The 22,512-nt window shown below is 48.9% G+C and carries 22 protein-coding genes; 13 read left to right on the top strand and 9 right to left on the bottom strand.

Annotated features, from left to right (window positions below; translation table 11 throughout):
* Positions 1-27 precede the first annotated feature (27 nt).
* The 9 genes from A1s21148_RS02840 to A1s21148_RS02800 all read left to right on the top strand — a co-directional run bounded on the left by A1s21148_RS02840 (position 28) and on the right by A1s21148_RS02800 (position 9,425).
* Positions 28-1,113 carry a polyprenyl synthetase family protein gene (locus tag A1s21148_RS02840; protein ID WP_223299422.1) on the top strand — a complete coding sequence of 362 codons (1,086 nt, stop codon included), beginning with the start codon at positions 28-30 and terminating at the stop codon, positions 1,111-1,113.
* Positions 1,114-2,598 (top strand): phytoene desaturase family protein, encoded by a 1,485-nt coding sequence (gene crtI / locus A1s21148_RS02835; protein WP_095670966.1) that lies wholly within the window; start codon positions 1,114-1,116, stop codon positions 2,596-2,598.
* Positions 2,599-3,504, top strand: a complete 906-nt coding sequence (locus A1s21148_RS02830) for a phytoene/squalene synthase family protein (protein ID WP_095670965.1) — start codon at positions 2,599-2,601, stop codon at positions 3,502-3,504.
* A 99-nt stretch (positions 3,505-3,603) separates the two neighbouring features.
* A complete protein-coding gene (gene pnuC, locus A1s21148_RS02825) occupies positions 3,604-4,194 on the top strand; it encodes a nicotinamide riboside transporter PnuC (protein ID WP_095670964.1) in 591 nt (196 codons plus the stop codon).
* On the top strand, positions 4,160-4,696 hold the full coding sequence (locus A1s21148_RS02820) for a uridine kinase family protein (RefSeq protein WP_095670963.1): 537 nt from the start codon (positions 4,160-4,162) through the stop codon (positions 4,694-4,696). The genes pnuC and A1s21148_RS02820 overlap by 35 nt, the downstream gene beginning before the upstream one ends.
* Positions 4,665-6,653 (top strand): Stk1 family PASTA domain-containing Ser/Thr kinase, encoded by a 1,989-nt coding sequence (gene pknB / locus A1s21148_RS02815; protein ID WP_223299421.1) that lies wholly within the window; start codon positions 4,665-4,667, stop codon positions 6,651-6,653. Before A1s21148_RS02820 ends, pknB begins: the two co-directional genes overlap by 32 nt.
* Before the next feature lie 4 nt (positions 6,654-6,657).
* Positions 6,658-7,515: a deoxyribonuclease IV gene (locus A1s21148_RS02810; RefSeq protein ID WP_095670961.1), complete on the top strand. Its 858-nt coding sequence runs from the start codon at positions 6,658-6,660 to the stop codon at positions 7,513-7,515.
* Entirely contained in the window at positions 7,512-8,372 is an 861-nt protein-coding gene (locus tag A1s21148_RS02805; protein ID WP_095670960.1) for a DMT family transporter, read from the top strand. The genes A1s21148_RS02810 and A1s21148_RS02805 overlap by 4 nt, the downstream gene beginning before the upstream one ends.
* 12 nt (positions 8,373-8,384) lie before the next feature.
* Positions 8,385-9,425: a threonine aldolase family protein gene (locus A1s21148_RS02800; RefSeq protein ID WP_095670959.1), complete on the top strand. Its 1,041-nt coding sequence runs from the start codon at positions 8,385-8,387 to the stop codon at positions 9,423-9,425.
* On the opposite strand, the gene A1s21148_RS02795 is transcribed toward A1s21148_RS02800, so the two are convergent.
* Genes A1s21148_RS02795 through A1s21148_RS02785 form a run of 3 tightly spaced genes read right to left on the bottom strand, consistent with a single transcriptional unit; the run spans position 9,402 to position 12,320 of the window.
* Positions 9,402-9,896, bottom strand: a complete 495-nt coding sequence (locus A1s21148_RS02795; RefSeq protein WP_223299420.1) for a methylated-DNA--[protein]-cysteine S-methyltransferase — start codon at positions 9,894-9,896, stop codon at positions 9,402-9,404. The two genes, A1s21148_RS02800 and A1s21148_RS02795, sit on opposite strands and share 24 nt — an antisense overlap.
* A 10-nt stretch (positions 9,897-9,906) precedes the next feature.
* Positions 9,907-11,253 (bottom strand): class II 3-deoxy-7-phosphoheptulonate synthase, encoded by a 1,347-nt coding sequence (locus tag A1s21148_RS02790; RefSeq protein ID WP_223299419.1) that lies wholly within the window; start codon positions 11,251-11,253, stop codon positions 9,907-9,909.
* A gap of 41 nt (positions 11,254-11,294) precedes the next feature.
* Positions 11,295-12,320: a 6-phosphofructokinase gene (locus tag A1s21148_RS02785; RefSeq protein WP_095670957.1), complete on the bottom strand. Its 1,026-nt coding sequence runs from the start codon at positions 12,318-12,320 to the stop codon at positions 11,295-11,297.
* Positions 12,321-12,418: 98 nt separating this feature from the next.
* On the opposite strand from A1s21148_RS02785, the gene xylB reads away from it, so the two are divergent.
* Positions 12,419-13,843, top strand: a complete 1,425-nt coding sequence (gene xylB / locus A1s21148_RS02780; protein WP_095670956.1) for a xylulokinase — start codon at positions 12,419-12,421, stop codon at positions 13,841-13,843.
* A 4-nt stretch (positions 13,844-13,847) separates the two neighbouring features.
* Positions 13,848-14,777 carry an alpha/beta hydrolase gene (locus tag A1s21148_RS02775; RefSeq protein WP_095670955.1) on the top strand — a complete coding sequence of 310 codons (930 nt, stop codon included), beginning with the start codon at positions 13,848-13,850 and terminating at the stop codon, positions 14,775-14,777.
* On the opposite strand, the gene glgC is transcribed toward A1s21148_RS02775, so the two are convergent.
* Complete coding sequence (gene glgC / locus A1s21148_RS02770) at positions 14,767-15,990, bottom strand: glucose-1-phosphate adenylyltransferase (protein ID WP_095670954.1); 1,224 nt, start codon at positions 15,988-15,990, stop codon at positions 14,767-14,769. The genes A1s21148_RS02775 and glgC overlap by 11 nt on opposite strands.
* Positions 15,991-16,061: 71 nt before the next feature.
* Here glgC and glgA point away from each other — a divergent pair, with 71 nt between their 5' ends.
* On the top strand, positions 16,062-17,228 hold the full coding sequence (gene glgA / locus A1s21148_RS02765) for a glycogen synthase (RefSeq protein WP_095670953.1): 1,167 nt from the start codon (positions 16,062-16,064) through the stop codon (positions 17,226-17,228).
* Between the two features lie 36 nt (positions 17,229-17,264).
* Positions 17,265-18,134: a DMT family transporter gene (locus tag A1s21148_RS02760; RefSeq protein WP_095670952.1), complete on the top strand. Its 870-nt coding sequence runs from the start codon at positions 17,265-17,267 to the stop codon at positions 18,132-18,134.
* Here A1s21148_RS02760 and era read toward each other — a convergent pair.
* From era to A1s21148_RS02735, 5 genes are all read right to left on the bottom strand, one after another.
* The gene (era, locus tag A1s21148_RS02755) at positions 18,131-19,048 is read right to left on the bottom strand and encodes a GTPase Era (protein WP_095670951.1); all 918 of its coding nucleotides are present in this window, start codon (positions 19,046-19,048) and stop codon (positions 18,131-18,133) included. The two genes, A1s21148_RS02760 and era, sit on opposite strands and share 4 nt — an antisense overlap.
* Positions 19,049-19,093: 45 nt before the next feature.
* On the bottom strand, positions 19,094-19,951 hold the full coding sequence (gene dprA / locus A1s21148_RS02750; RefSeq protein WP_223299418.1) for a DNA-processing protein DprA: 858 nt from the start codon (positions 19,949-19,951) through the stop codon (positions 19,094-19,096).
* Positions 19,952-19,956: 5 nt separating this feature from the next.
* Positions 19,957-21,468, bottom strand: a complete 1,512-nt coding sequence (locus A1s21148_RS02745; RefSeq protein WP_095670950.1) for a YifB family Mg chelatase-like AAA ATPase — start codon at positions 21,466-21,468, stop codon at positions 19,957-19,959.
* Positions 21,465-21,842, bottom strand: a complete 378-nt coding sequence (locus A1s21148_RS02740) for a YraN family protein (protein ID WP_095670949.1) — start codon at positions 21,840-21,842, stop codon at positions 21,465-21,467. The genes A1s21148_RS02745 and A1s21148_RS02740 overlap by 4 nt, the downstream gene beginning before the upstream one ends.
* A 64-nt stretch (positions 21,843-21,906) precedes the next feature.
* Positions 21,907-22,512: a ribonuclease HII gene (locus A1s21148_RS02735; protein WP_095670948.1), complete on the bottom strand. Its 606-nt coding sequence runs from the start codon at positions 22,510-22,512 to the stop codon at positions 21,907-21,909.

Genomic DNA, 22,512 nt, shown 5'->3' with positions numbered 1-22,512 from the left:
TCCACGCGGTCAGGGTACCGTTGCGCCGTGGTTAACGATGCACGTGGCACGCTTTTAGCGGTACGCGAGACGGTTCAAAGCGAACTAACTTCTTATCTGACCTTGCAGCGCGAATATTTAAGTGGCATCGGCTCTGAGTTAATCCCAGTATGCGATGCCCTCGAATCTTTCTTGCTTGAAGGTGGAAAGCGCCTGCGCCCGCTATTTGCATATGCCGGCTTTGCGGCAACTGGCAAGGTTGCAACCGCTGCAGATATTCGCGCATTCACCAGCCTCGAACTATTGCAAGCATGTGCGCTTATCCATGATGACTTAATGGATCGTTCAGATACTCGCCGAGGAAAACCTGCGATACATCGCCACTTTGAGAACTTGCATCAACAAGAAGCGATGAGCGGTTTGGCAGATCAATTTGGTGAAGCAGCAGCAGTACTTCTTGGTGACTTAGCTTTAGTTTGGTCAGATCACTTGCTCCATACATCAGGTGTTGAAAATAGCGCGCTCTTATCGGCGCTAAAGGTGCACGATGAGATGCGTATCGAACTTATGGCCGGACAGTATTTAGATGTTCGTGAAGCAGGTGAGCGCTCCCCTAGCGTTGATCGCTCACTTCGTATCGCCCGATACAAATCAGGCAAATACACAATTGAACGACCATTGCATCTGGGCGCATCGCTTGCGATTACAGATGCGGCAGAACGAAAAGATTTAACAAATATCTTGAGCGCATATGGTCTGCCACTTGGTGAGGCATTCCAATTGCGCGATGACATGCTCGGAATCTTTGGCGATCCATCTGTTACTGGTAAACCAGCCGGCGATGATATTCGTGAAGGCAAGCGCACCGTTTTGATGGCGATGACTTTAGAGCGCGCCGACCAAGCAAGCGCTGCCAAGATCACTGCAGCCCTTGGCCGCGAAGATCTAACTTCCGATCAGATTGAAGAAATCCGCGCGCTCATCACCGCAACAGGCGCAGTTAAAGTTGTCGAAGATCTCATCGAGGGGCTTCTTTCCAACGCGCTAACTGCGGCAAACTCTGATGAAATTGACCCTTCAGCCCGCGAGTTATTAATCGAACTCGCAACTAGCGCAACTCGTAGGAGCCATTAAATGCCGGCAAAGGTAAAGGGACCAACTGATCACGTAGTCGTAGTTGGTGCAGGACTTGCTGGGTTAAGCGCTGCACTTCGCTTAGCGGGCGCAGGTCGCAAAGTAACGGTCGTAGAACGCGAATCTGTTCCGGGCGGTCGCAACGGTTTGCTAGAAAAAGATGGCTACTCATTTGATACCGGTCCATCTGTTTTAACTATGCCTTCGCTAATTCAAGATGCCTTTAGCTGCGTCGGTGAAGATATGAAGGATTGGCTAGAGCTTTCACCGCTTAAGCCACTTTATCGCGCTTTTTATCACGATGGTTCGCAGATCGATGTCCATGCCAATACCGCTGAGATGGAAGAAGAGATCCGTCGCACAGTTAGCGCCGAAGAAGCCCTGGGCTACCGCCGTTACGTAGATTTTGTAACCAAGTTGTACAAGTACGAGATGAACGATTTCATCGATCGCAATATCGATTCTCCATTTAATTTGTTGACCCCCAACTTGGCACGCTTGATCGCACTCGGTGGATTTAGAAAACTTTCTCCAAAAGTAAATCAATTTCTTAAAGATCCTCGCCTGCAAAAGGTTTACTCATTCCAGGCGATGTATGCAGGCGTTAGCCCACAACAGGCGCTAGCAATCTATGCAGTTATTGCTTATATGGATTCAGTAAATGGCGTCTTCTTCCCTAAGGGTGGAATGCATGCTGTACCTCGCGCACTTGCTGCTGCTGCAGAGAAGCATGGCGTGACTTTCAAATACAGCACCACGGTCACTCGCCTAGAAGTAGAGAACGGGCGCGCCAAAGCGGTTATCACCGATAAGGGCGAACGCATCGAATGCGATGTGGTTGTCATGAACCCAGATTTACCCGTTGTTTGGCGCGATCTACTTGGTAAAACTCCGCTAAATATTAAGCGCCTTAAGTACTCACCATCTTGTGCAACTTTGCTAGTTGGTTCTTCTAAGAAGTATGACCACGTGGCTCACCACAATATTCACTTCGGAAAATCTTGGGATGGCGTCTTTGATGAGCTAATCAAGAAGAAGACCTTGATGTCAGATCCTTCGGTACTCGTGACTATTCCGACTAAGGATGATGCCGCGTTGGCACCTGCTGGAAAAGAGAGTTATTACATTCTCTATCCGACTCCAAACTTGGATGCCGATATTGATTGGAAGACTCAAGCGCGTCCATATCGTGATCACATGATCAAGACTCTTGAAGATCGCGGTTACACCGGCTTTGGCGATTCAATTGAAACCGAAGTAATGACCACGCCACTTGATTGGCAAGCACAAGGCATGGAACGCGGCGCACCATTTGCTAGCGCGCATACCTTCTTCCAAACCGGACCATTCCGTCCCCGCAATATCGCAGCTGGTTTTGAAAATGTCGTCTTTGCCGGTTCAGGTACCCAACCAGGCGTTGGCGTTCCGATGGTTTTGATTTCTGGTCGTTTAGCGGCAGAGCGAATCGTAGGTCCGGTTAAGTAAGTGAGTGAGTTAAGCGCTGCAGGGATTACCGACCCGCAACTACGGGAGTCTTATTCCGAGTGCAAACGTCTCAACTCTCTGCACGGCAAGACTTATTACCTAGCAACTCTTTTGTTACCAGCGAGCAAGCGACCATTTGTTCACGCGCTTTATGGTTTTGCACGTTATGCCGATGAGATCGTCGATGATTTAGCCTCAACGTTAACTGCTCAAGAGAAAGCAGAAGTACTTCGCGCATGGAGTTCTGATGTATTGCGCGGTTTAAAAACCGGTGAAAGTTCAGATCTCGTTGGTCGTGCGCTAATTGATACGGTGCAGCGCTTTGATATCCCCCACCAACATTTCGTAGATTTCTTACACTCGATGGAGATGGACCTAACTGTTACTGAGTACCAAACTTTTGATGATCTTTATGAATATGTATATGGATCTGCAGCAGTTATTGGTCTTCAGATGGTGCCGATCTTGGGGGGAGATACTGTTAATTCTTTAGAAGCTGCAAAGAATCTGGGCGTTGCCTTCCAGCTCGCTAACTTTATTCGCGATGTGGGTGAGGATTTAGATCGCGGCCGCGTTTACTTGCCGCTACAAGAACTTGCCGAACACGGCGTAACTCGTCAAATGTTGGAAGCGCGTAAGTTAACTCCGGAGATAATTAGCGCTCTTAAGTTTCAGATCGCTCGCGTTCGCCAACTACAGAAGGCTGCCGAACCAGGTATTGCGCTACTAGATAAGACCAGCCAGCCATGTATCCGCGCAGCCAGTGAGTTGTACTGTGGAATCGTTGATGAAGTAGAAAAAATTGGTTACGACATCTTTAATAAGCGCGCCAAGACTTCGACAGCTCGCAGAGCGCGAGTGGCTTTCGCGGCTTATATAAGCGCCGTTGCAGCGCGTTTGCGCTAAAGTAAATCTCGCGGGAGCCGCTGAAACGGCTGAGAGGATCTGAAATTCAGATCGACCGCTTGACCCGTCCGGTAATGCGGATGCGGAAAGGGTAAAACTATGTCATCTACATTTTTAACTATTTGGGGATACGAACTGTCTTATCTCGAACTAATCGCGGTAATGGCCTCTTTCATCGGAGTTGCACTTGGCATAACCGGTAAACGAATTACTTGGCCCTGGTGGGCGCTAAGTTCAGTTCTCTACGGAATTCTCTTCTTCCAATGGGAGCTCTACGCCAGCGCCGCCCTTCAAATCGTATTTATCATCGCTGCAATTGCAGGTTGGTTTGGATGGGAACCAAGTGGCGCAAAGCCTGGAAGATTGAAGAGCAGCCATCGCGCATATGTTGTAATTGCAATAATTTTGGCAACCCTGGCTCTAGCACCGCTACTTAAATACTGGGGTGCGGCATCAACCTTTGCTGATGCGATTCTATTCTTCGGTTCACTTTCAGCACAGATTTTGATGGTTTATGAAAAGTTTGAAAGTTGGATTATCTGGTTGGTCGTAGATGCTGGATATGTAGCACTTTATGCATCACAGGATTTACTCTTTACTTCAGTGCTTTATATTACTTTCACAGTGCTAGCGGCTATGGGATGGAGCAAATGGTATGGAGCTCATCGCAGCGCTAGCCGATCTCTGTAAGGAGAAGTCGCGGCCCGTCATTGCAATTGATGGGCCAGCTGGGGCGGGGAAAACAACCTTGGCTCATGAAATTTTCTTAGCCCTAAGTAACAAGATGTCTTTACAAGTTATTCATATGGATGACTTGTACGACGGCTGGGATAACGCTCTATCGAAAGACCTTTCCACGATTCTGCAATACCTAGTTAGCCAACATGAAGCAAAATCTCCCGCCAAAATTCAAAGGTATAACTGGGAGAGTTCTTCCTTCGGTGAAAGTGAAGAACTGCCGGTTAGCGATCTCCTAATTCTCGAGGGAGTTGGTTGCGGAGATAAAGAGTTGCAAGATCGATTTGCAGCTCTAATTTGGATGGAGATTGACCCCACAGATGGCTTAAAACGTGTAATAGATCGCGATGGCGCGCAGATGCATGAGCGGATGCAAAAGTGGCTTGGAACACAAGCCGAATATTTCTTACAACACTCAACGCGTGAAAAGGCAGATTTCATTCTCACTACCTAAAATTGCAGATATGTCCGATCTAACTGGCGAGCTAATTGATGGGCGCTATCAGCTCCTTCGCCAGATGGCGGCAGGTGGAATGGCAACAATTTATGAGGCAGTTGATACCCGCTTAGATCGCAAAGTGGCGGTAAAGATAATGCACCCCCATCTTGCTCAGGATGAACAATTTGTAGAACGCTTTATTCGCGAAGCCAAAGCATCAGCTGCGTTATCTCATCCCAACATTGTTTCGGTACAAGATCAAGGGTGGAATCAGAACGGTACGCCTGCAGTCTTTCTAGTAATGGAGATGGTCGAGGGCCACACCCTTCGCGAATATTTAAATGAGCAAGGTTCACTCTCGGTAGCTAACGGAATTCAATTTCTGTTACCTGTCTTGAGCGCACTTGCTGCAGCGCATAAAGTTGGCATTGTCCATCGCGATATTAAACCCGAAAATATTTTGATCTCTAAAGAAGGAAGAATCAAGATCGCGGACTTTGGTTTAGCAAAGGGGCCGCTGCTTGGCACAACGATGACCGCCGAATCCAGCGTCATACTCGGCAGCGTTTCATACCTATCCCCCGAGCAAGTTCAACGCGGAATTGCAGATGCACGTAGCGATGTTTACTCCGCTGGAATTACCGCATTTGAGATCTTTACTGGCGAAAAACCATTCGCAGGTGATGAGCCAATACAGATCGCATATATGCACGTTAACGAACGCGTGCCGCTAATGAGTACAAAGAAAACCGGTATTCCTGCCGAACTCGATCAACTGATTCAGCGCGCTACAAATTCAGATCCTGATGGCCGCCCCAAAGATGCCGGCGAATTCCATGCCGCGCTCAGCGCTATCGCACAATCGCTTGACCCAAATCAAAAACAGATGAGTTTGGAGCTAGATATTCCTATTGCTCCGATGCGCCCGGCATCGAAGAAACCAAGTCGCCGTGAACGTGCGCGCGCCGAAAAGGAAAAGACTGTGTCGCTAAAGAAAAATCGTGAAGACTCAAATGAATTACCTGAAAAGGGAGAGCCGACAAAGCGCGAAACAACGGCGCAGATTAAAAAGCGTAAGAAGATAAGTAAGCGAGTTCGTCGTAATCGCTTTATCGCAGCCGGTCTGGCAATTTCACTAGGAATCTTCGGTTGGTATGCGCTCGTCGGTCCAGGTTCACGTGTTGTTGTGCCATCAATTGTCGGTGCGACAGAGAACCAAGCGTTAAGCGCGCTATCTCCTCTCGGATTAACGCTGGTGATCTCTGAAAAACGCTTTGATGAAGAAGTCGGCGATGGCCAGATTATCGAATCTGATCCTGCAGGTGGAGGCAAAGTTGATGCTGGCGGACAAGTAAAGGCGATCATCTCCAAAGGCCCAGAGCGTTATGTAATTCCGATGCTAGTTGGGCTTACGCCAGAGGCAGCGGTCAATCTTCTAGCTAAATCTCCAATAAAAGTTGGCGAGTTAAAGGAAGTCTTTAACGATAGAACGCCTAAGGGATTTGTTATCTCATCAAGCCCTGCGCAAGGTGAGAAAGTAAAGCGCGATGCAACGGTAGATATCTTGGTAAGTAAGGGCGTAGAAACTCTAGATGTCGTTTCCTATGTTGGAAAGTCCGCCGACCAAGCGCTAAATGAATTAACTGAAGCTGGATTTGATGTCGAAACAATTGATCAATTTAGCGAAAGCGTTTTAGCAGGTGCCGTTATTAGCCAGGTTCCATCAGGCGGAGCACCGCTACCTAAGGGCGAGAAAATCGCCTTGACGATTTCTAAGGGATCACAATTTGTATTTATCCCTAATGTCTTCTCACTTACTGAAGCAAAGGCGCGCGCAGCGCTTACAGATCTCGAACTTAAAGTTGTTGTAAAGAAGATCGGTGCCAAGAAGGTCAAGTCGGTCACAAATATCGCTCCGAAGGTCGGCACGAAGGTTAAACGTGGCAGCACGGTTACGATCACAGTAGGGTAGGCAAATGCCAAAAACCTCACCGCGTATCGGTGCACATACTCCGACTACCGGTGGAATGGCTAAGCGCTCTATCGCATATGCCGAAACTATCGGCGCCGAAGCGATCCAGGTATTTACCTCTAATCCACGCGGCTGGGCGATGCCAGAGACCAACCATGAAGCAGATGCACTCTTTCGTGAAAAGGCAGCAGCGTTAGATCTTGAGGTTTATGTCCACGCACCATTTCTAATCAATCTGGGTTCTCCAACTGAAGGAACTTATAAAAACTCACTTGCATCTACCGAGTTCTCGCTTAAGCGCGGTAAAGAAATTGGCGCACATGGCGTTGTAGTTCATACCGGATCTGCTGTAAATGAAGATTTTGTTGATAAAGCATGGAAGCAAATCCATAAAGGGATGATGCCGATTCTTAACGCGCTAACTGATGATGCTCCGATGTTGCTCCTTGAGCCAACAGCGGGCCAAGGGCAATCACTTGTTAAGCGGTTAGAGGATCTGGAATATTACTTAAAGGCTCTCGAGTACCATCCTAAAGTTGGCATCTGTCTTGATACCTGCCATGTCTTTGCCGCAGGCCATGACATAGCTAAAAAAGGTGGCATGAAAGAGACTTTGGATTTACTTGTTGAAGTCGCTGGCGCCGAACGAATCCAATTAATCCACGCCAATGATTCGATGGATGTCTGCGGTGCGCTTAAAGATCGCCACCAAAATATCGGCGATGGTTTTATCGGCGTAGATCCCTTTAAAGAGTTACTAAAGCACCCGGCAGTTAAGAACGCTCCCCTAATTTTGGAGACGCCTGGCATGGAACCGGAGCACGGTAAAGAGGTTGAACTTCTAAAAGGTTTACGTGGATGAGCGCGCGCCATCAACTCCAGTTAAAGCTTGCGCCTTGGGCGCTATTAGCGGTCTCAGCATCTTGGGGCGCAGCCTTCGTTTTGATGAAACCAGCGATCGAGCGCCAAGCAGTAAATAGTTTTCTAGCAACACGTTTTGTGGTGGCGGTTCTTGCGATGGTAATTCTGCGCCCAAGTGTCTTGCAGAAGTTAAATCGTGAATTAATTTTGAAAGGCTCACTGGCCGGACTCTTCTTAGGCTCTGGTTACATATTCCAAACTCTTGGACTTGCTCGCACCGGGGCTGCGATTACAGGTTTTGTTACTGGACTCTATGTTGTTCTAACACCGCTAATTGCAGCGGTGTTTTTAAAGGAGCGAATTAGAGCTTTTACTTGGTTCTGTGTTGTGCTGGCGACAATTGGCCTTGCGTTGCTTTCACTACAAGGCTGGTCAGTCGGGGTTGGTGAGGCGCTCGTCTTCATTAGCGCTATCGCTTTTGCCGCGCATATCGTTACTTTGAGTAAATGGAGTTTAGGTTTAGATGCCTATGCACTTACCGTTGTTCAACTCACGATTTGCGCGATCCTAACTGGCGCAATTTCTTTAGGACAAGGTTATGAAACCCCGCCAGATGCCGGAGTTTGGGGCGTAGTAATTTTCACCGCGGTTGTTTGCACCGCAGTTGCCTTCATCGTACAAACTTGGTCGCAAGCCCATATGAGTTCTACCAAGGTGGCAGTTATCTTGACGATGGAAGTTGTCTTTGCTGCGCTCTTCGCAGTTGTATTTGGCGGAGAATCTCTCTCACTTCAAGTATCAATTGGCGGAATCTTGGTTGTGATCGCGATGTATTTGATCGTGATGAAAGAGGCGTGAGAGGCTTAGGCCATGGCCAACCCAATTGATCTTCGCTCAGATACCGTAACTCGCCCATCACAGGCGATGCGCCAAGCGATGGCAAGTGCTGAAGTTGGCGATGATGTTTATAGCGATGATCCAACTGTTAACTCGCTCGAAGAACGAGTTGCGGCGCTCTTTGGGAAAGAAGCAGGTGTGTTTACACCAACTGGATCGCTAGCCAACCAACTGGCTATTCGCATGCTTGTTGCCCCTGGCGAAGAGTTAATCGCAGAAACTAATTCTCATATCGTTCGCGCCGAACTGGGTGCTGCTGCAGTATTTAGCGGAATAACAACGCGCACTTGGCCCGCCAAGAACGGTCTCTTAGTTGCCGAAGATGCGCTAGAAATCGCCCGCCCAAATTCGGGTCCTTACTTAGTTTCAACAACCGCGATTGCAGTGGAAAATACCCATAACTTTGGCGGCGGAACTGTCCAACCACTTGATCAAATCAAAGCGCTTCGTAAAGGCGCAGATGAAATTGGCGTTGCCCTGCACTTAGATGGCGCACGTATCTGGAACGCCCACGTTGCAAGTGGCGTTGCTTTCAACGAATATGGAAAATACTTCGACACGATCAGCGTCTGCCTATCTAAAGGTTTAGGTGCGCCAATTGGTTCAGTAATGCTCAGCACCAAAGAGCGTGTGACCAAGGCGCGTATCTGGCGCAAGCGTTACGGGGCCGGGATGCGCCAGGTTGGCTTGCTCGCAGGTGCTGCGCATTACGCACTCGATAACAATATTGCTCGCTTATCAGAAGATCATCGCCGCGCTAAAGAGTTGGCAGTTGCCATCGCTGCCATAGATAAATCCTTTGTTGATCCGGCTTTAGTTGAGACAAATATCGTTGGACTTGATTTAGCAAACGCTCCATATACAGCGGCAGAACTCGCAACGCGTTGCCGTGAAGCAGGACTTTGGATTAGCGCGCTAGGTCCAAATTATGCGCGCTTGGTTACTCATTTAGATTTTGACGACGAGCAATGCGCTGCTGCAATTGAAATATTAAAGCGCGTTCTCGTGGCGTAATAGCCACTCTTTCTTACTTAGCCCATACGCGTAATTTCCGAGGGCTCCCCCAGTTTTTACTATTCGATGACATGGCACAACGAGTGCAATTGCATTCTTGGCACATGCAGAGCCCGCTGCACGCACCGCAGCTGGCGATCCAGCGTTATCTGCTAAATCAGCGTAAGAAAGAACTTTGCCACCCTTAACTTTGCGCATCGCTTTCCACGCTGCCTGTGAAAATGGCGCACCAGGTTGGCGGACTGATATTCCATTGATCGCATCTATGTCGCCGGCAAAGTAATCGCCTAATAAGTCTGTGATGACAGGAATTTTTGAAACTTCCTTGAAGCCCTTTTCGTAATCTTCCTGCGAAAGGCCATCTTTAAGGGCCTTCACATTAGAAAGGTTTAGCCCAAGAAGAATTTGATCGTCAGCAATTAGATTTAGAACCCCGATAGGAGATTTGTATTGCGAAATCTGAAGTGCCACGTCCGCTAAATTAGCGATCGCGCAACATTTCAGCAACTAAAAAGGCAAGTTCCAGGGACTGCGAGTGGTTAAGGCGTGGATCGCAGGCGCTTTCGTAGCGGGTAGCTAAATCAGTTTCAGAGATCTGCTCACCGCCACCGAGGCACTCAGTGACATCATCACCAGTTAGCTCGATATGGATTCCGCCTGGATGTGTGCCAAGGCTCTTATGAACTTCAAAGAATCCCTTAACTTCATCCATAACATCATCAAAGCGACGGGTCTTGTAACCAGTTGCTGCCTCAAAGGTATTACCGTGCATTGGATCGCAGACCCAAAGTACTTGTGCGCCAGATTTCGTAACGCCATCAACTAACGCAGGGAGTGCTTCGCGGATCTTTCCTGCGCCCATGCGAGTAATGAATGTGAGTCGACCTGGCTCGCGATTTGGATCAAGGCGGTCGATCAAGGCAAGTGCATCATCAACTGTTGACTTAGGTCCGAGTTTTACACCGATTGGGTTGCGTACCTTGGCAGCAAAATCAATATGAGCGCCATCGAGTTGACGTGTGCGTTCGCCGATCCATAAGAAGTGTGCTGAAACATCGTAAGGAAGTTGAGTGCGTGAATCGATGCGCGTCAACGCCTTCTCGTACTCCATGATCAACGCTTCGTGGCTGGAGTAGAAATCAACAGATTTAAATGAATCAGGGTCGACGCCTGCTGATTTCATAAAGTCAAGTGCGCGACCGATCTCGCGCGCCATTTGTTCGTAGCGATCGCCAACAGATGAATCGCGGATAAAGCCCTTGTTCCATTCGTGAACTTGGCGCAGATCTGCAAAACCACCTTGAGTAAAGGCGCGAACTAAGTTAAGGGTTGCAGCAGAAGTGTTGTAGACACGAACCATGCGATCTGGATCTGGCGTACGTGATGCCTCATTAAATTCGAGATCGTTAACGGCATCGCCACGGTAGGCAGGAAGCGTTACATCGCCGCGGGTTTCAAAATCATTTGAACGCGGCTTTGCAAACTGCCCCGCCATACGACCAACTTTTACAACTGGCAGGCTTGAGTAGTACTGCAAGACCGCGGCCATCTGCAGGATGGTCTTGATGCGATTGCGAATTGAATCTGCAGTTGCGGCTGCAAATGTCTCAGCGCAATCTCCGCCTTGTAACCAGAATGCGCGCCCTGCGGCAGCTTCAGCAATCTTCGCCTTTAGGTCATCGCACTCACCGGCAAAAACCAGCGGTGGAAAAGATTTCAGTTGGGCAACTGCGGATTTCACTGGAGCGCCATCAACACCACCTGGCCACTGCGGTTGTTGCGCCGCTACGAGGCCAGGGGTGAAGAGGGTATCTAGTGAATTCATCATGGTTAAAGAGTAGTTTGCTCAGATTGTTTCTCGGGTGAGAATTATCCGAAGAAGATCTCTGACTCCTTGTAACGCTCGATTGGAACAGTTTTGAGCTTCTCAGTCGCTGTTGCAAGCGGAACGCGGACGATATCTGTTCCGTGAAGTGCAACCATCTTGCCCCAGTCGCCTTCAGATGCAGCGGTGATCGCCTGCAAACCAAAACGTGTAGCAAGAACGCGGTCAAAGGCAGTTGGCGTTCCACCACGTTGGATGTGGCCGAGTACAGATGTACGTGCCTCTTTGCCGGTCTTGGTTTCGATCTGCTTAGCAAGCCATTCGCCAATTCCAGAAAGCTTTACGTGACCGAAAGCATCGAGCTCTGAATCCTTAGTGATCATGTCGCCATCTTGAGGAATTGCACCTTCAGCGATAACGATGATTGGTGCATAGCTGCTCTTAAAGCGTGACTCGACCCATTCGCAGACCTTATCTACTGAGAATTTAACTTCTGGGATCAAGATACAAGCGGCTCCGCCTGCGATACCTGAGTGAAGTGCGATCCAACCAGCATGGCGGCCCATAACTTCAACGATAAGTGCGCGGTGATGTGATTCAGCAGTCGTGTGAAGGCGATCGATCGCTTCAACTGCAATGTTTACAGATGTGTCGAAACCAAATGTGTAATCGGTGTTGTTAAGGTCGTTATCGATCGTCTTTGGAACGCCGATTACCTTTACGCCAAGTGCATCTAACTTTGTGGCAACGCCGAGAGTATCTTCGCCACCAATTGCGATAAGTGCATCGATGCCTTGATCAGCGAGGTTCTGCTTGATGCGTTCTACGCCATTTTCAATTTTAAATGGGTTGGTACGAGATGAACCGAGAATAGTTCCGCCGCGAGGCAAGATGCCGCGGGTTGTCTCAAGGTTGAGCTCCATTGTGTAGTTCTCGAGTGGGCCTTTCCAGCCATCACGGAAGCCAACAAACTCGTGGCCGTATTCCTTTACACCTTTACGAACTACTGCGCGGATAACCGCATTAAGACCAGGGCAATCTCCGCCACCTGTAAGGACGCCAATACGCATGAAAACTCCAGTTCAAAAAATTATAAATCTAAGCCAAAATGAATTTTAGACTTGAGAATAAGTGGTCAACGTTGACAGGCACAGTCTAACCTCTACCCATGGCTAACCAAAAACTCATCGCGGGCGTGGATTCATCTACTCAATCTTGCAAGGTCGTCATCCGCGATGGCGTTACCGGCGAGTTAGTCCGCGAAGGCCGCGCTACTCATCCTGATGGCACCGAAGTTAATCCTGCACACTGGGTCAGCGCCCTAGATACCGCTATTTCTGCAGCTGGCGGTCTTGATGGCGTTGAAGCGATCTCAATCGGTGGACAGCAACATGGAATGGTCGCACTCGATGCGCAAGGCAAAGTAATTCGCGATGCACTTCTATGGAATGACACGCGTTCTGCCGATGCCGCAACAGTGCTAAATAAAGAACTCGGCGGAAATGCAGAAACTGCCAAACAAATTGGTTCGGTATTGGTTGCATCATTTACCGCCACAAAATTACGTTGGCTGGCGGATTCTGAGAAAGATAATGCGGCAAAGGTTGCAGGCGTTGCTCTCCCCCACGACTGGTTATCTTGGCAACTGCAACACAGTAAAGGTGAAGCTCTAGATTTCGGAAAACTTTTCTCTGATCGCAGCGAAGCATCGGGCACTGGTTACTTCGATCCAACAACTTCGCAATATCGCCGCGATATTTTGGCAAAGGTTCTGCGCACCGATCGCGAAATATATCTGCCAAAAATTATTTCGCCAGCGCAATTTGGCGGAACAACTCCATCTGGAATTCCAATTGCACCAGGCGCAGGCGATAACGCAGCCGCTGCACTTGGTATTCAGGCCCAAGCCGGAGATGTTGTTGTCTCACTGGGCACAAGTGGCACCGCCTTTGCAGTCTCTGAGACACCAACCCATGATGCATCTGGTCAAGTCGCCGGTTTTGCTGATGCAACTGGTCGTTTCTTGCCACTTGTCTGCACCTTAAATGCAGCACGCATCTTGGATGCAGCAACTCGCATCCTTGGAAAAACACATGATGAAGTTGGAGCACTTGCATTGACCGCCAAGCCAGGTGCCAACGGGCTTTCGCTCCTTCCTTACTTTGAAGGTGAGCGAACCCCTAACCGACCACATGCAACTGGTGTATTCGGCGGAATGAACTTAAATAACTCAAATGCGGCAGATATCGCCCGCGCGATGGTCGAAGGAATGCTCTGCGGTTTAGTAGATGCCGTGGATGCGCTTGAGAAGTTAGGTGTAAATGTAAAACGGATTATTTTGATTGGTGGCGCCGCTAAGAACCCTGCAGTTTCGCAAATAGCTGCCGCGCTCTTTGGTCGCGAAGTACTTGTTCCGCCGGCAGGAGAATATGTAGCAAATGGCGCAGCCCGCCAAGCAGCTTGGGCTTTACTTGGTGGAGATAGCGCACCTATTTGGGATCTTGGAAAGATTGAAAAAGTTTCTGCAATTGCAACACCAGATGTAGTTGAGCGATATCGCACGCTGCGCGATCGCACCGAAAATTGGATTTAATTAAATGACCTTAGCCCCTGAAATAATTCAGCAACTTGCAGATCAGAAAGCGGCAGGGCTCCCGCAAGTTTGGGAAGCACCCGTTGCTGTTATTCGTGAGCTGACGCAAGGTCGCGTTGCATTTGCAGGCGTTCCAGAACCAATTCTCTCTGTAACAAATCGCTTTATTCCAGGCCCCACTGCAGATCTGCCAATTCGGATCTATCGCCCAAATCAAGATCAGAACGCCCCTGCCATGGTCTTTTTCCACGGTGGCGGCTGGGTATTAAATTTTCTAGATATCTATGATGCCGCACTTCACCGCTTAGCAAATCAAAGTGGCTCGGTAATAATCAGCGTTAATTATCAGAAAGCGCCAGAGCATCCATTCCCAGCGCCCTTTGATGATTGTTACGCCGGACTTCTCTGGGTTAAAGCACACGCCCAGGAGATTGGTGTCGATCCAGACCGTATTGGCGTTGGTGGAGATAGCGCTGGTGGAAATCTCGCTGCCGCTGTTGCCTTAAAGGCGCGTGATGAAAACGTGGCGCTAACTTATCAATTACTTGTTTATCCCTGCCTGGATCGTGACTTCACAACTAAGTCATACATCGAAGCAGCAACAGATTACGGGTTAACAACGCAAGCGATGCAATGGTTCTGGGATCAATATCTGCAAGGTAGCCAACACGATAACAATCCATATGCTGCGCCCATGCGCGCAAAGTCTCTTGCAGGAGTTGCCCCATCAATCGTGATCACCGCGCAATACGATCCACTAGTCAGCGACTCTGAGAATTACTGCGCGAAGCTAGAAAAAGATGGCGCCGAATTTATATATAAAGAATTTCCAGGAATGATCCATGGCTTCTTTGCCAACGTTGCCGCAACACCTTCATCACATCTGGCACTTGATTTTGCAGCAAAAGAAATTGTTGTAAAAACTAAGCGGTAACGCGAACGCCCTTACCGACTACGACAATTCCGCCATCAGAGATAGTAAATCGAGCACGATCACGCTCTAAATCAACGCCGATCTGCGCACCTGGTTCCACAACTACATTCTTATCCAAGATTGCGCTGCGGATAACCGCCTTGTCACCGATCTTTACCGATGGCATAAGAACAGAACCGTCTACAATTGCGCCGGCTCCGACATGAACATCATGAGAAATAACAGTTCGGTTTACATGGCCGCCAGAAATGATGGAACCTGCGCCAACGATTGAATCCTGAGCAATACCACCTTCGCTAAATTTTGCAGGTGGAAGTGATGGTGGATTGGTGAGCAGAGGCCATTCGCGGTTGTAGAGATTAAAAATTGGATGGATCGAGACTAGATCCATATGAGCATCGTAATAAGCATCGATTGAACCCACATCACGCCAGTAGCCTTTATCGCGTTCAGTTTCACCCGGCACTACGTTATTTGCAAAGTCATAAACCTTTGCACTGCCATTGGCGGTGAGCATCGGAATTATGTTTCCGCCCAGGTCATGGCGACTTTCTAGATCTTCAGAATCCAGAATTAACGCTTCTTCCATAACATCGCGGCGGAAGATGTAATTTCCCATTGAAACTAAACATAGATCAGGGTGACCTGGCATGGCAGGTGGGTCCGATGGCTTTTCGTGGAATGCTTTAATTGAGATTCCATCATCAGCTAATTCAATTACGCCAAAGTCGTGCGCTTCAGCGCGCGGCATACGGATAGCGGCGATAGTTACACCCGCACCAGATTCGATATGCGCCTCAAACATCTGGTCTGGATCCATGCGATAGACGTGGTCCGCACCAAAGACAAGAACATGGTTTGGATTTTCATCGTGAATTAAATTGAAGTTCTGCAAGATTGCATCTGCGCTGCCGGTGTACCAACGAGGTCCAAGGCGTTGTTGTGCAGGAACTGGCGTTATGTAATTGCCAGTCAAAGTGCTCATGCGCCAAGTAGTTGTTATGTGGCGGTCGAGAGAGTGAGATTTGTATTGAGTCAGAACAGCGATCTTGCGCATCTCGGCATTTACTAAATTGGATAGTACAAAATCCACTAATCGGTAGGAGCCACCGAATGGCACTGCAGGTTTAGCGCGATCTGCGGTCAACGGCATTAAGCGCTTACCTTCGCCACCAGCCAGGACAATTCCTAGTGGTCGCTCTCTCCGCTTCATGGATTAAATCTACTCGCGTTACTTCCAACGCGACAGTAGAAATTGCGACAAGTTGGTTTAGGCTCTGATCTATGAGCAGCGATCTCAAAGTCGGCATTGTCACCAAAGAATGGCCACCTCAGGTCTATGGTGGAGCCGGCGTCCATGTCTTCCAATTGACGCAAGCGCTTCGATCCGTAAGCGGTGTTGAGGTAGATGTGCATTGCTTTGGTGGAGAACGTAGCGACGGCGCTTTTGGATATGACGTTCCCAGCGGCTTCACATCTGCAAATCCTGCACTTCAAGCGATCGCAACAGACCTGGCAATCGCAACAAATCTCGAGAGCGTGCAGCTCGTACATTCACATACTTGGTATGCAAATATGGCAGGACATACCGCATCACTGATTTACGGAATCCCCCACATTGTTAGCGCGCATTCACTTGAACCGCTGCGCCCATGGAAAGCCGAACAACTCGGTGGTGGTTACCAGATTTCTTCTTGGGCGGAAAAGACAGCTTACGAAAGCGCGGCAGCAATTATCTCAGTCAGCGATGGAATGCGCGCTGATGTATTAAGCGCCTATCCAAGCGTTGATCCAAGTAAAGTTCACACCATTCGCAATGGAGTAGACGTTGCAAAGTTTGCGCCAAATCCTGATCCATCGGTTTTGGCAAAGTATGGAATCACTGGGCCTTATGCCACATTTGTTGGTCGTATTACTCGTCAAAAAGGTTTAGCTCATTTGCTGCGAGCCTGGAAATCTGTTCCTGCCGAATATGGATTAGTACTCTGCGCCGGAAGCCCCGATGAACCAAGTATTGGCGCAGAAGTTGCTGATCTAATTGCTGAACTACAGAAAACTCGCAAAAACATCTGGTGGATCAAAGATATGTTGCCGCACGATGAGTTAACCGCTGTGTTAACTCAAGCCGAACTCTTCTTATGTCCATCAATCTATGAACCACTCGGAATCGTTAACTTGGAGGCGATGGGATGCCAAACCGCAGTTCTGGCTTCACGCGTAGGCGGTATTCCAGAAGTTGTCGATCACTTAAAAACTGGTGAATTAGTTGAATACACCGAAGATCACGCCAAATTTGAGTGTGATTTATCGCAAGCGATTACTCGTTTATTGGCAGATCCAGAACTACTTAAGCGCTATGGAAAAGCAGGTCGCGAACGCGCCACAACGCACTTTGGCTGGGATGCTGTTGCACAGGCTACTATTGCGCTCTATCGCAGCGTGCTGCGTTAATTCAAAACACTTTCTAGCACTGGAGCACCCCGACTCATGTCGCGCCGTAATTTGATCCTCTTTATCTTGGCTGGCTTTCTCTGGGGTATCCCGTATTTATTTATTAAGGTCGCAGTTGATCCGCAAGACGGATTCACTCCCGCCATCGTCGTCTTCGGTCGTGTATTTATCGGAGCGCTAGTTCTGATTCCAATTGCGATCTACGACAAAACTTTCTTTTCCGCGATTAAGCATTGGCGCTTCATAGCGGTCTATGCCCTCTTTGAAATGGTTGGTCCGTGGATTCTGATCGGAACAGCAGAGCAGAAGATCTCATCTGGGCTAGCTGGTTTGCTCGTTTCCTCAGTACCTATCTTTTCGACGCTTATTGCATCTCGTTACGGTGATAAATCTGTCTGGCAACCAAAGCGCTTGTTCGGAATCGCTATCGGTTTTCTCGGCGTCTTCTTACTTGTAGGAATTGAGAGCATCACCGGTTCATCTGATCCGCTATCAATCTTGATGGTAATCGCCGCATCTATCGGCTACGCCTTCGCCGTTATCTACATTACGCGCAAGATGCCTGATGGATCGGGCATTGCGATCAACGGTATCGCCATGGTGATGACTGCCGTCTTCTACTCACCAGCGCTCTTCTTCTGGCCAGATCACGCGATAAGTAATGAGGCGATTTATTCGCTAATCGCACTCGGAGTCTTATCAACCGGAGTCGCATTTGCCGTCTTCTTCACAGTGATGGCTGAAATCGGGCCAACCCGCGCATCGCTGGTTACTTATATGAATACCGCTTTTGCGGTAATCCTTGGCGTAATTATTTTAAATGAACCGCTAACCGTTGGAATTATTGTTGGACTACCACTGGTTTTGATCGGCTCATATCTAGCAAGCCGCAGAACTAGCGCTTAGTTTTCGCCAAATCCTAAACGCTGTAACAACTTAGGATCGCGCTGCCATTCTTTAGATACCTTTACATGTAGCCCTAAGAAGATTCGCGCGTTAAGTTCGCGTTCGATATCTGCGCGTGCGCGCATTCCAATATCTTTTAACCGTTCGCCTTTATGGCCCAAGATGATCCCGGTCTGCGAATCGCGTTCGACGTGGATAGTTGCATGAATATCAAAGAATGGTCGTGAGCCTTTTTCATCGCGCTCTGACATCTCATCGATTGTCACCATAATCGAGTGCGGAAGTTCTTCACGAGCATCGCGCATGGCTGCTTCGCGAATTAACTCGCAGATCAACTGCTGCTGATCTTGATCGCTCTTCATTCCTTCGGGATAGAAGGCTGGGCCAACCGGCAGGCTTTTACCAATAAGTTCGGCCAATAAATCGATCTGCGAATGTATCGCTGCAGAGATCGGAACGATCTCATCCCATGTAAATCCCTTAGCGAGATCGTTGATTCCGGCTAGACGCAGGGCCAATTTCTCCTTAGAGATTAAATCTGTCTTAGTAACTAGTGCGAATTTCTTAGCGCGCGGGTGTTTGGCAATCTCTTGGGCAAGAAATACATCTCCTCCCCCAGAAGTTTCATCTGCTGGCAGGCACATCAAAACGATATCTACTGAATCCATGCTCTCGCCGACAACTGCATTTAGGCGATGACCGAGCAGAGTCTTTGGTTTATGGATACCTGGGGTATCAACGAGCACTGCTTGGAAAGTTGGGTGGTTTACGATGCCGCGAATGGCATGGCGCGTGGTGTTGGGATGCGGTGAGGTTATTGCGATCTTGCTACCGACAAGTGCGTTGATGAGAGTTGATTTTCCGGTGTTAGGGCGGCCGACAATTGCAACAAAGCCCGAACGGAATTCACTCATGCGCTTATTCTCTCATTAAGCGCTTGCATTGCCTAAACCAAATTTTTAGAGGGTAGAAATCAACTCAATCGCATCTCCAACAGATGTAACCAACTCAGCAGCGCGTTCGCCGATTAAGCGATGACAGCCTTCAGATGTTGGCGCACTTATCGGCCCAGGTATCGCCATCACTGGGCGCATTAGCTCTGCGGCATCGCGTGCAGTGCGAAGTGAGCCCGAACGAAAGGCTGCTTCAACGACTAAGGTCGCTTGGGAAAGCGCAGCAATTATTCGATTGCGCGTTAGAAAACGTGACGGAATTGCATGGGCGCCAGGAATAACTTCTGAGACCAGTGCACCGTTCTCGCAGATTTCAGCAAATAGCCGAGCATTTCCTGCCGGGTATGCAACATCTATTCCAGCAGCAAGCACCGCAACTGTTGATCCTTCGGCAATAAGCGCACCTTTATGTGCTGCTGAATCAATTCCATATGCTCCACCGCTGATAATCGTCCATTCGCGATCTACAAAGCCAGCAGCGAAATCTCCAGCATTACGGATTCCATAAGGCGTGGGATTGCGCGTTCCGACAATTGCGAGGCCACGTTCTTGCAATACATCAATATCGCCTTTCACAATTAAACCAATTGGTGGAGCGGCGAGTTCATTTAATTGCTCGGGCCATTGCGCCATTTCTGGCGTTAAGAAGATCGCACCTGCGCTTTCAATGCTTTTGGCAATTTCGTCTACCTTAAGAGCGCGCAATCGGTCTATCGTCTTTCCGAATTTAACTCCGTCATAACCGTCTGCGATTAGCTTCTTATAGACATGATCTGAACCATAAGTTGCGACCTCTTGGCTCCAGAAAACATGACCACCTTCAATCGCGGCAAAGAGTGCGAGCCGGGCCTGGATTTCTTTCATAGCTCTTATCCCTCTCGTAGTTGGTGAGCGCGTTGCACATCTGCAAGGTTGGGAATTGTGTGGCCGGCAAGATCTGCCAGAGTCCACGAAAGGCGGATGATCTTGTGTAATCCGCGCGCAGTGAGCAACTCTTTCTCTAATTGGTCGTGGAGAAAATTCATGGCAGCGCGTTCAGGTTTATATGTCGTGCGCAGTGCCCGAGATGGAATTTGCGAATTCAACTTCCAACTCTCGTTTGCAAATCGCTCTTCTGCAGTAGCTCTTGCAGATACCACCCGATTGCGAATAACTGCGCTGCTTTCTCCGAGTTCGGTCTGCGCCATTTCAGTGCGGCTAACGGGCTCGACTTGTACACGCATATCAATACGATCCATCAACGGTCCAGATAACTTTCCGAGATAGCGCCGCACCGCAAGTGAGGAACAGATACATGCCCGACCTTTACCGGTGAACTTTCCACACGGACAAGGATTAGCGGCAAGCACCAAGAGAAATTGTGCGGGAAAGGTAATGCTGCCAACGCTACGTGCAATCGTGATCGTTCCGGATTCCAACGGCTGGCGGAGTGAATCTAAGACTCCAACTGCGCATTCGGGGGCTTCATCGATAAAGAGAACCCCGTGGTGTGCCAGCGAACAAGCACCTGGCTTTATCGCATGCGATCCACCACCAACCATGGCAACGCGTGATGCGCTGTGATGTGGCGAAACTATTGGCGCAACTAAAGACATTGGCGAACGAGTTCCAAGAGAACCCGCAATTGAATGAACTGCCGTTACTTCAAGTGCTTGATCAATACCAAGCGCGGGCAAGATAGTTGGCAGCCGCGCTGCAATCATCGTCTTACCCGCACCTGGTGGACCGATCAAGAGCAAATGGTGTCCCCCACTTGCTGCTACCTCTGCTGCAAATCGAGCACGTGTTTGACCTGCAACATCGGAGAAATCCGGTTGAACTTCTTCTACTGAAAGTTCTAGATCAAGTTGCGGCGCAGATGTAATTTCTCCGGTTCGCAAGAAACGTAGAACTTGTGCCAGGTTTGGGAAAGTTAAGATCTCCATCTGTGTCATGAGCGATGCTTCCCCATAATTTTCTGGCGAAACAAGAGCCCTTTTGATCCCTGATTTATATGCCGCAATTAGCGCTGGCAGTACTCCGCGCACCGAACGGATACGACCATCAAGTGCCAGCTCGCCCAAGATAACAACGTCTTCGAGTGGTTCTTGCGGCAGCGCACCATGAGCGATCAAAATCGCTAGCGCAATAGATAGATCAAAACCCGAACCGCTCTTTGGTAACCAAGCAGGCGATAGCGAGACAGTTACTTTCTTGTTGGGCCAGACTTCATTTGAATTAATTAGCGCTGCACGTACTCGATCGCGAGATTCGTTAAGCGCCGCATCCGGTAATCCAAGTAGCGAATACATCGGCAGGCCATCAGCGATATCTACTTCAACAGTGACAATCGCACCGTCGAGGCCATGCAGAGCAACACAAGTCGTTTGACCAAGGCTCATAGGATCGCCCCTCGATATTCCAAGGTATGTGTTCCATCGACTGCAATAAGAACAGCCACAACATCGATCGCATATTCGCAACCTAGACATCCGTGGGTGGCAAGCCAAGCAAGTGCTAAACGTTGCATGCGATGGGCTTTATCGCGATTGATTGCCTCAAAGGGGTGGCCAAAGGCAAGTGAAGAACGAGTCTTAACTTCGATAAAGTGAAAGATGCCATCGCTGCTTAGCGAAACTAGATCTATCTCGCCTTCGCGCACCCGCCAGTTGCGGTCGAGAATTTCATCACCGCGCGCAGTTAAGTAATCAGCGGTTACTTGTTCGCCAAATGCACCAGTCTTTTGATTGTTCTTCTTCTCGCCTACTTTGCCCATGGCGCGCAGGTTAGAGAAAGGTCCAGACAGTTAATCCAAAGCTGAAAGCGCTTGTGGGTAATAATTAAAGGAGCACTGCAATATTTGCGAAAGAGCGGCGGTGTTCTATACACGGGCCGTGTTCTTGCAACGCTTCGGTGTGGACTTTGGTGATATAGCCCTTATGTTTGGCAAAGCCATAATTTGGGAATTCAGTATCTAATTCGCGCATTATGCGGTCACGAGTAACTTTAGCGATAATTGAAGCAGCGCTAATGCATGTAACGACTTGGTCGCCTTTCCAAACTGCCACATTGGGAATCGCTAAACCTTCAATGGCATAACCATCTGTAAGCACGTAGTTAGGTGTGACCGATAAGCCCTGCACCGCACGGCGCATGCCATCGAGGTTTGCCGCGTGCACACCGCGAGAATCAACTTCGGCCGCAGGCACTGTTATCACGCTAATAGAAAGCGCCGCAGAAGTTACGAGATCAAACAACTTTTCTCGTTCTGCTTCAGATACGTCTTTAGAGTCACGAACTTTTGCTAACTCTGGCGCAAAGGGATCGGCTAAAACAACTGATGCAATCACTAGGGGTCCGGCGCATGCACCGCGTCCTGCCTCATCTACTCCGGCAAGTGGCGTTATCCCCGCTTCAATTAGCAGCGATTCAATTACCTTCACCAT

Origin of the sequence: Candidatus Planktophila lacus (assembly GCF_002287925.1) — a bacterium.
GTDB lineage: Bacteria > Actinomycetota > Actinomycetes > Nanopelagicales > Nanopelagicaceae > Planktophila > Planktophila lacus.
The sequence above is the reverse complement of the archived record's forward strand: the minus strand, read 5'-3'. Positions and strand labels throughout refer to the sequence as shown.

Bases quoted from the DNA above. Each gene is read 5' to 3' on its own strand.
- A1s21148_RS02805 (WP_095670960.1), top strand. From the start codon at position 7,512: ATGAGCGCGCGCCATCAACTCCAGTTAAAGCTTGCGCCTTGGGCGCTA.
- era (WP_095670951.1), bottom strand. From the start codon at position 19,048: ATGAGTGAATTCCGTTCGGGCTTTGTTGCAATTGTCGGCCGCCCTAAC.
- glgA (WP_095670953.1), top strand. From the start codon at position 16,062: ATGAGCAGCGATCTCAAAGTCGGCATTGTCACCAAAGAATGGCCACCT.
- A1s21148_RS02740 (WP_095670949.1), bottom strand. From the start codon at position 21,842: ATGGGCAAAGTAGGCGAGAAGAAGAACAATCAAAAGACTGGTGCATTT.
- A1s21148_RS02800 (WP_095670959.1), top strand. From the start codon at position 8,385: ATGGCCAACCCAATTGATCTTCGCTCAGATACCGTAACTCGCCCATCA.
- crtI (WP_095670966.1), top strand. From the start codon at position 1,114: ATGCCGGCAAAGGTAAAGGGACCAACTGATCACGTAGTCGTAGTTGGT.
- A1s21148_RS02760 (WP_095670952.1), top strand. From the start codon at position 17,265: ATGTCGCGCCGTAATTTGATCCTCTTTATCTTGGCTGGCTTTCTCTGG.
- xylB (WP_095670956.1), top strand. From the start codon at position 12,419: ATGGCTAACCAAAAACTCATCGCGGGCGTGGATTCATCTACTCAATCT.
- A1s21148_RS02790 (WP_223299419.1), bottom strand. From the start codon at position 11,253: ATGATGAATTCACTAGATACCCTCTTCACCCCTGGCCTCGTAGCGGCG.
- A1s21148_RS02775 (WP_095670955.1), top strand. From the start codon at position 13,848: ATGACCTTAGCCCCTGAAATAATTCAGCAACTTGCAGATCAGAAAGCG.
- pnuC (WP_095670964.1), top strand. From the start codon at position 3,604: ATGTCATCTACATTTTTAACTATTTGGGGATACGAACTGTCTTATCTC.
- A1s21148_RS02810 (WP_095670961.1), top strand. From the start codon at position 6,658: ATGCCAAAAACCTCACCGCGTATCGGTGCACATACTCCGACTACCGGT.
- A1s21148_RS02820 (WP_095670963.1), top strand. From the start codon at position 4,160: ATGGAGCTCATCGCAGCGCTAGCCGATCTCTGTAAGGAGAAGTCGCGG.
- A1s21148_RS02785 (WP_095670957.1), bottom strand. From the start codon at position 12,320: ATGCGTATTGGCGTCCTTACAGGTGGCGGAGATTGCCCTGGTCTTAAT.
- glgC (WP_095670954.1), bottom strand. From the start codon at position 15,990: ATGAAGCGGAGAGAGCGACCACTAGGAATTGTCCTGGCTGGTGGCGAA.
- dprA (WP_223299418.1), bottom strand. From the start codon at position 19,951: ATGAAAGAAATCCAGGCCCGGCTCGCACTCTTTGCCGCGATTGAAGGT.
- A1s21148_RS02745 (WP_095670950.1), bottom strand. From the start codon at position 21,468: ATGAGCCTTGGTCAAACGACTTGTGTTGCTCTGCATGGCCTCGACGGT.
- A1s21148_RS02735 (WP_095670948.1), bottom strand. From the start codon at position 22,512: ATGGTGAAGGTAATTGAATCGCTGCTAATTGAAGCGGGGATAACGCCA.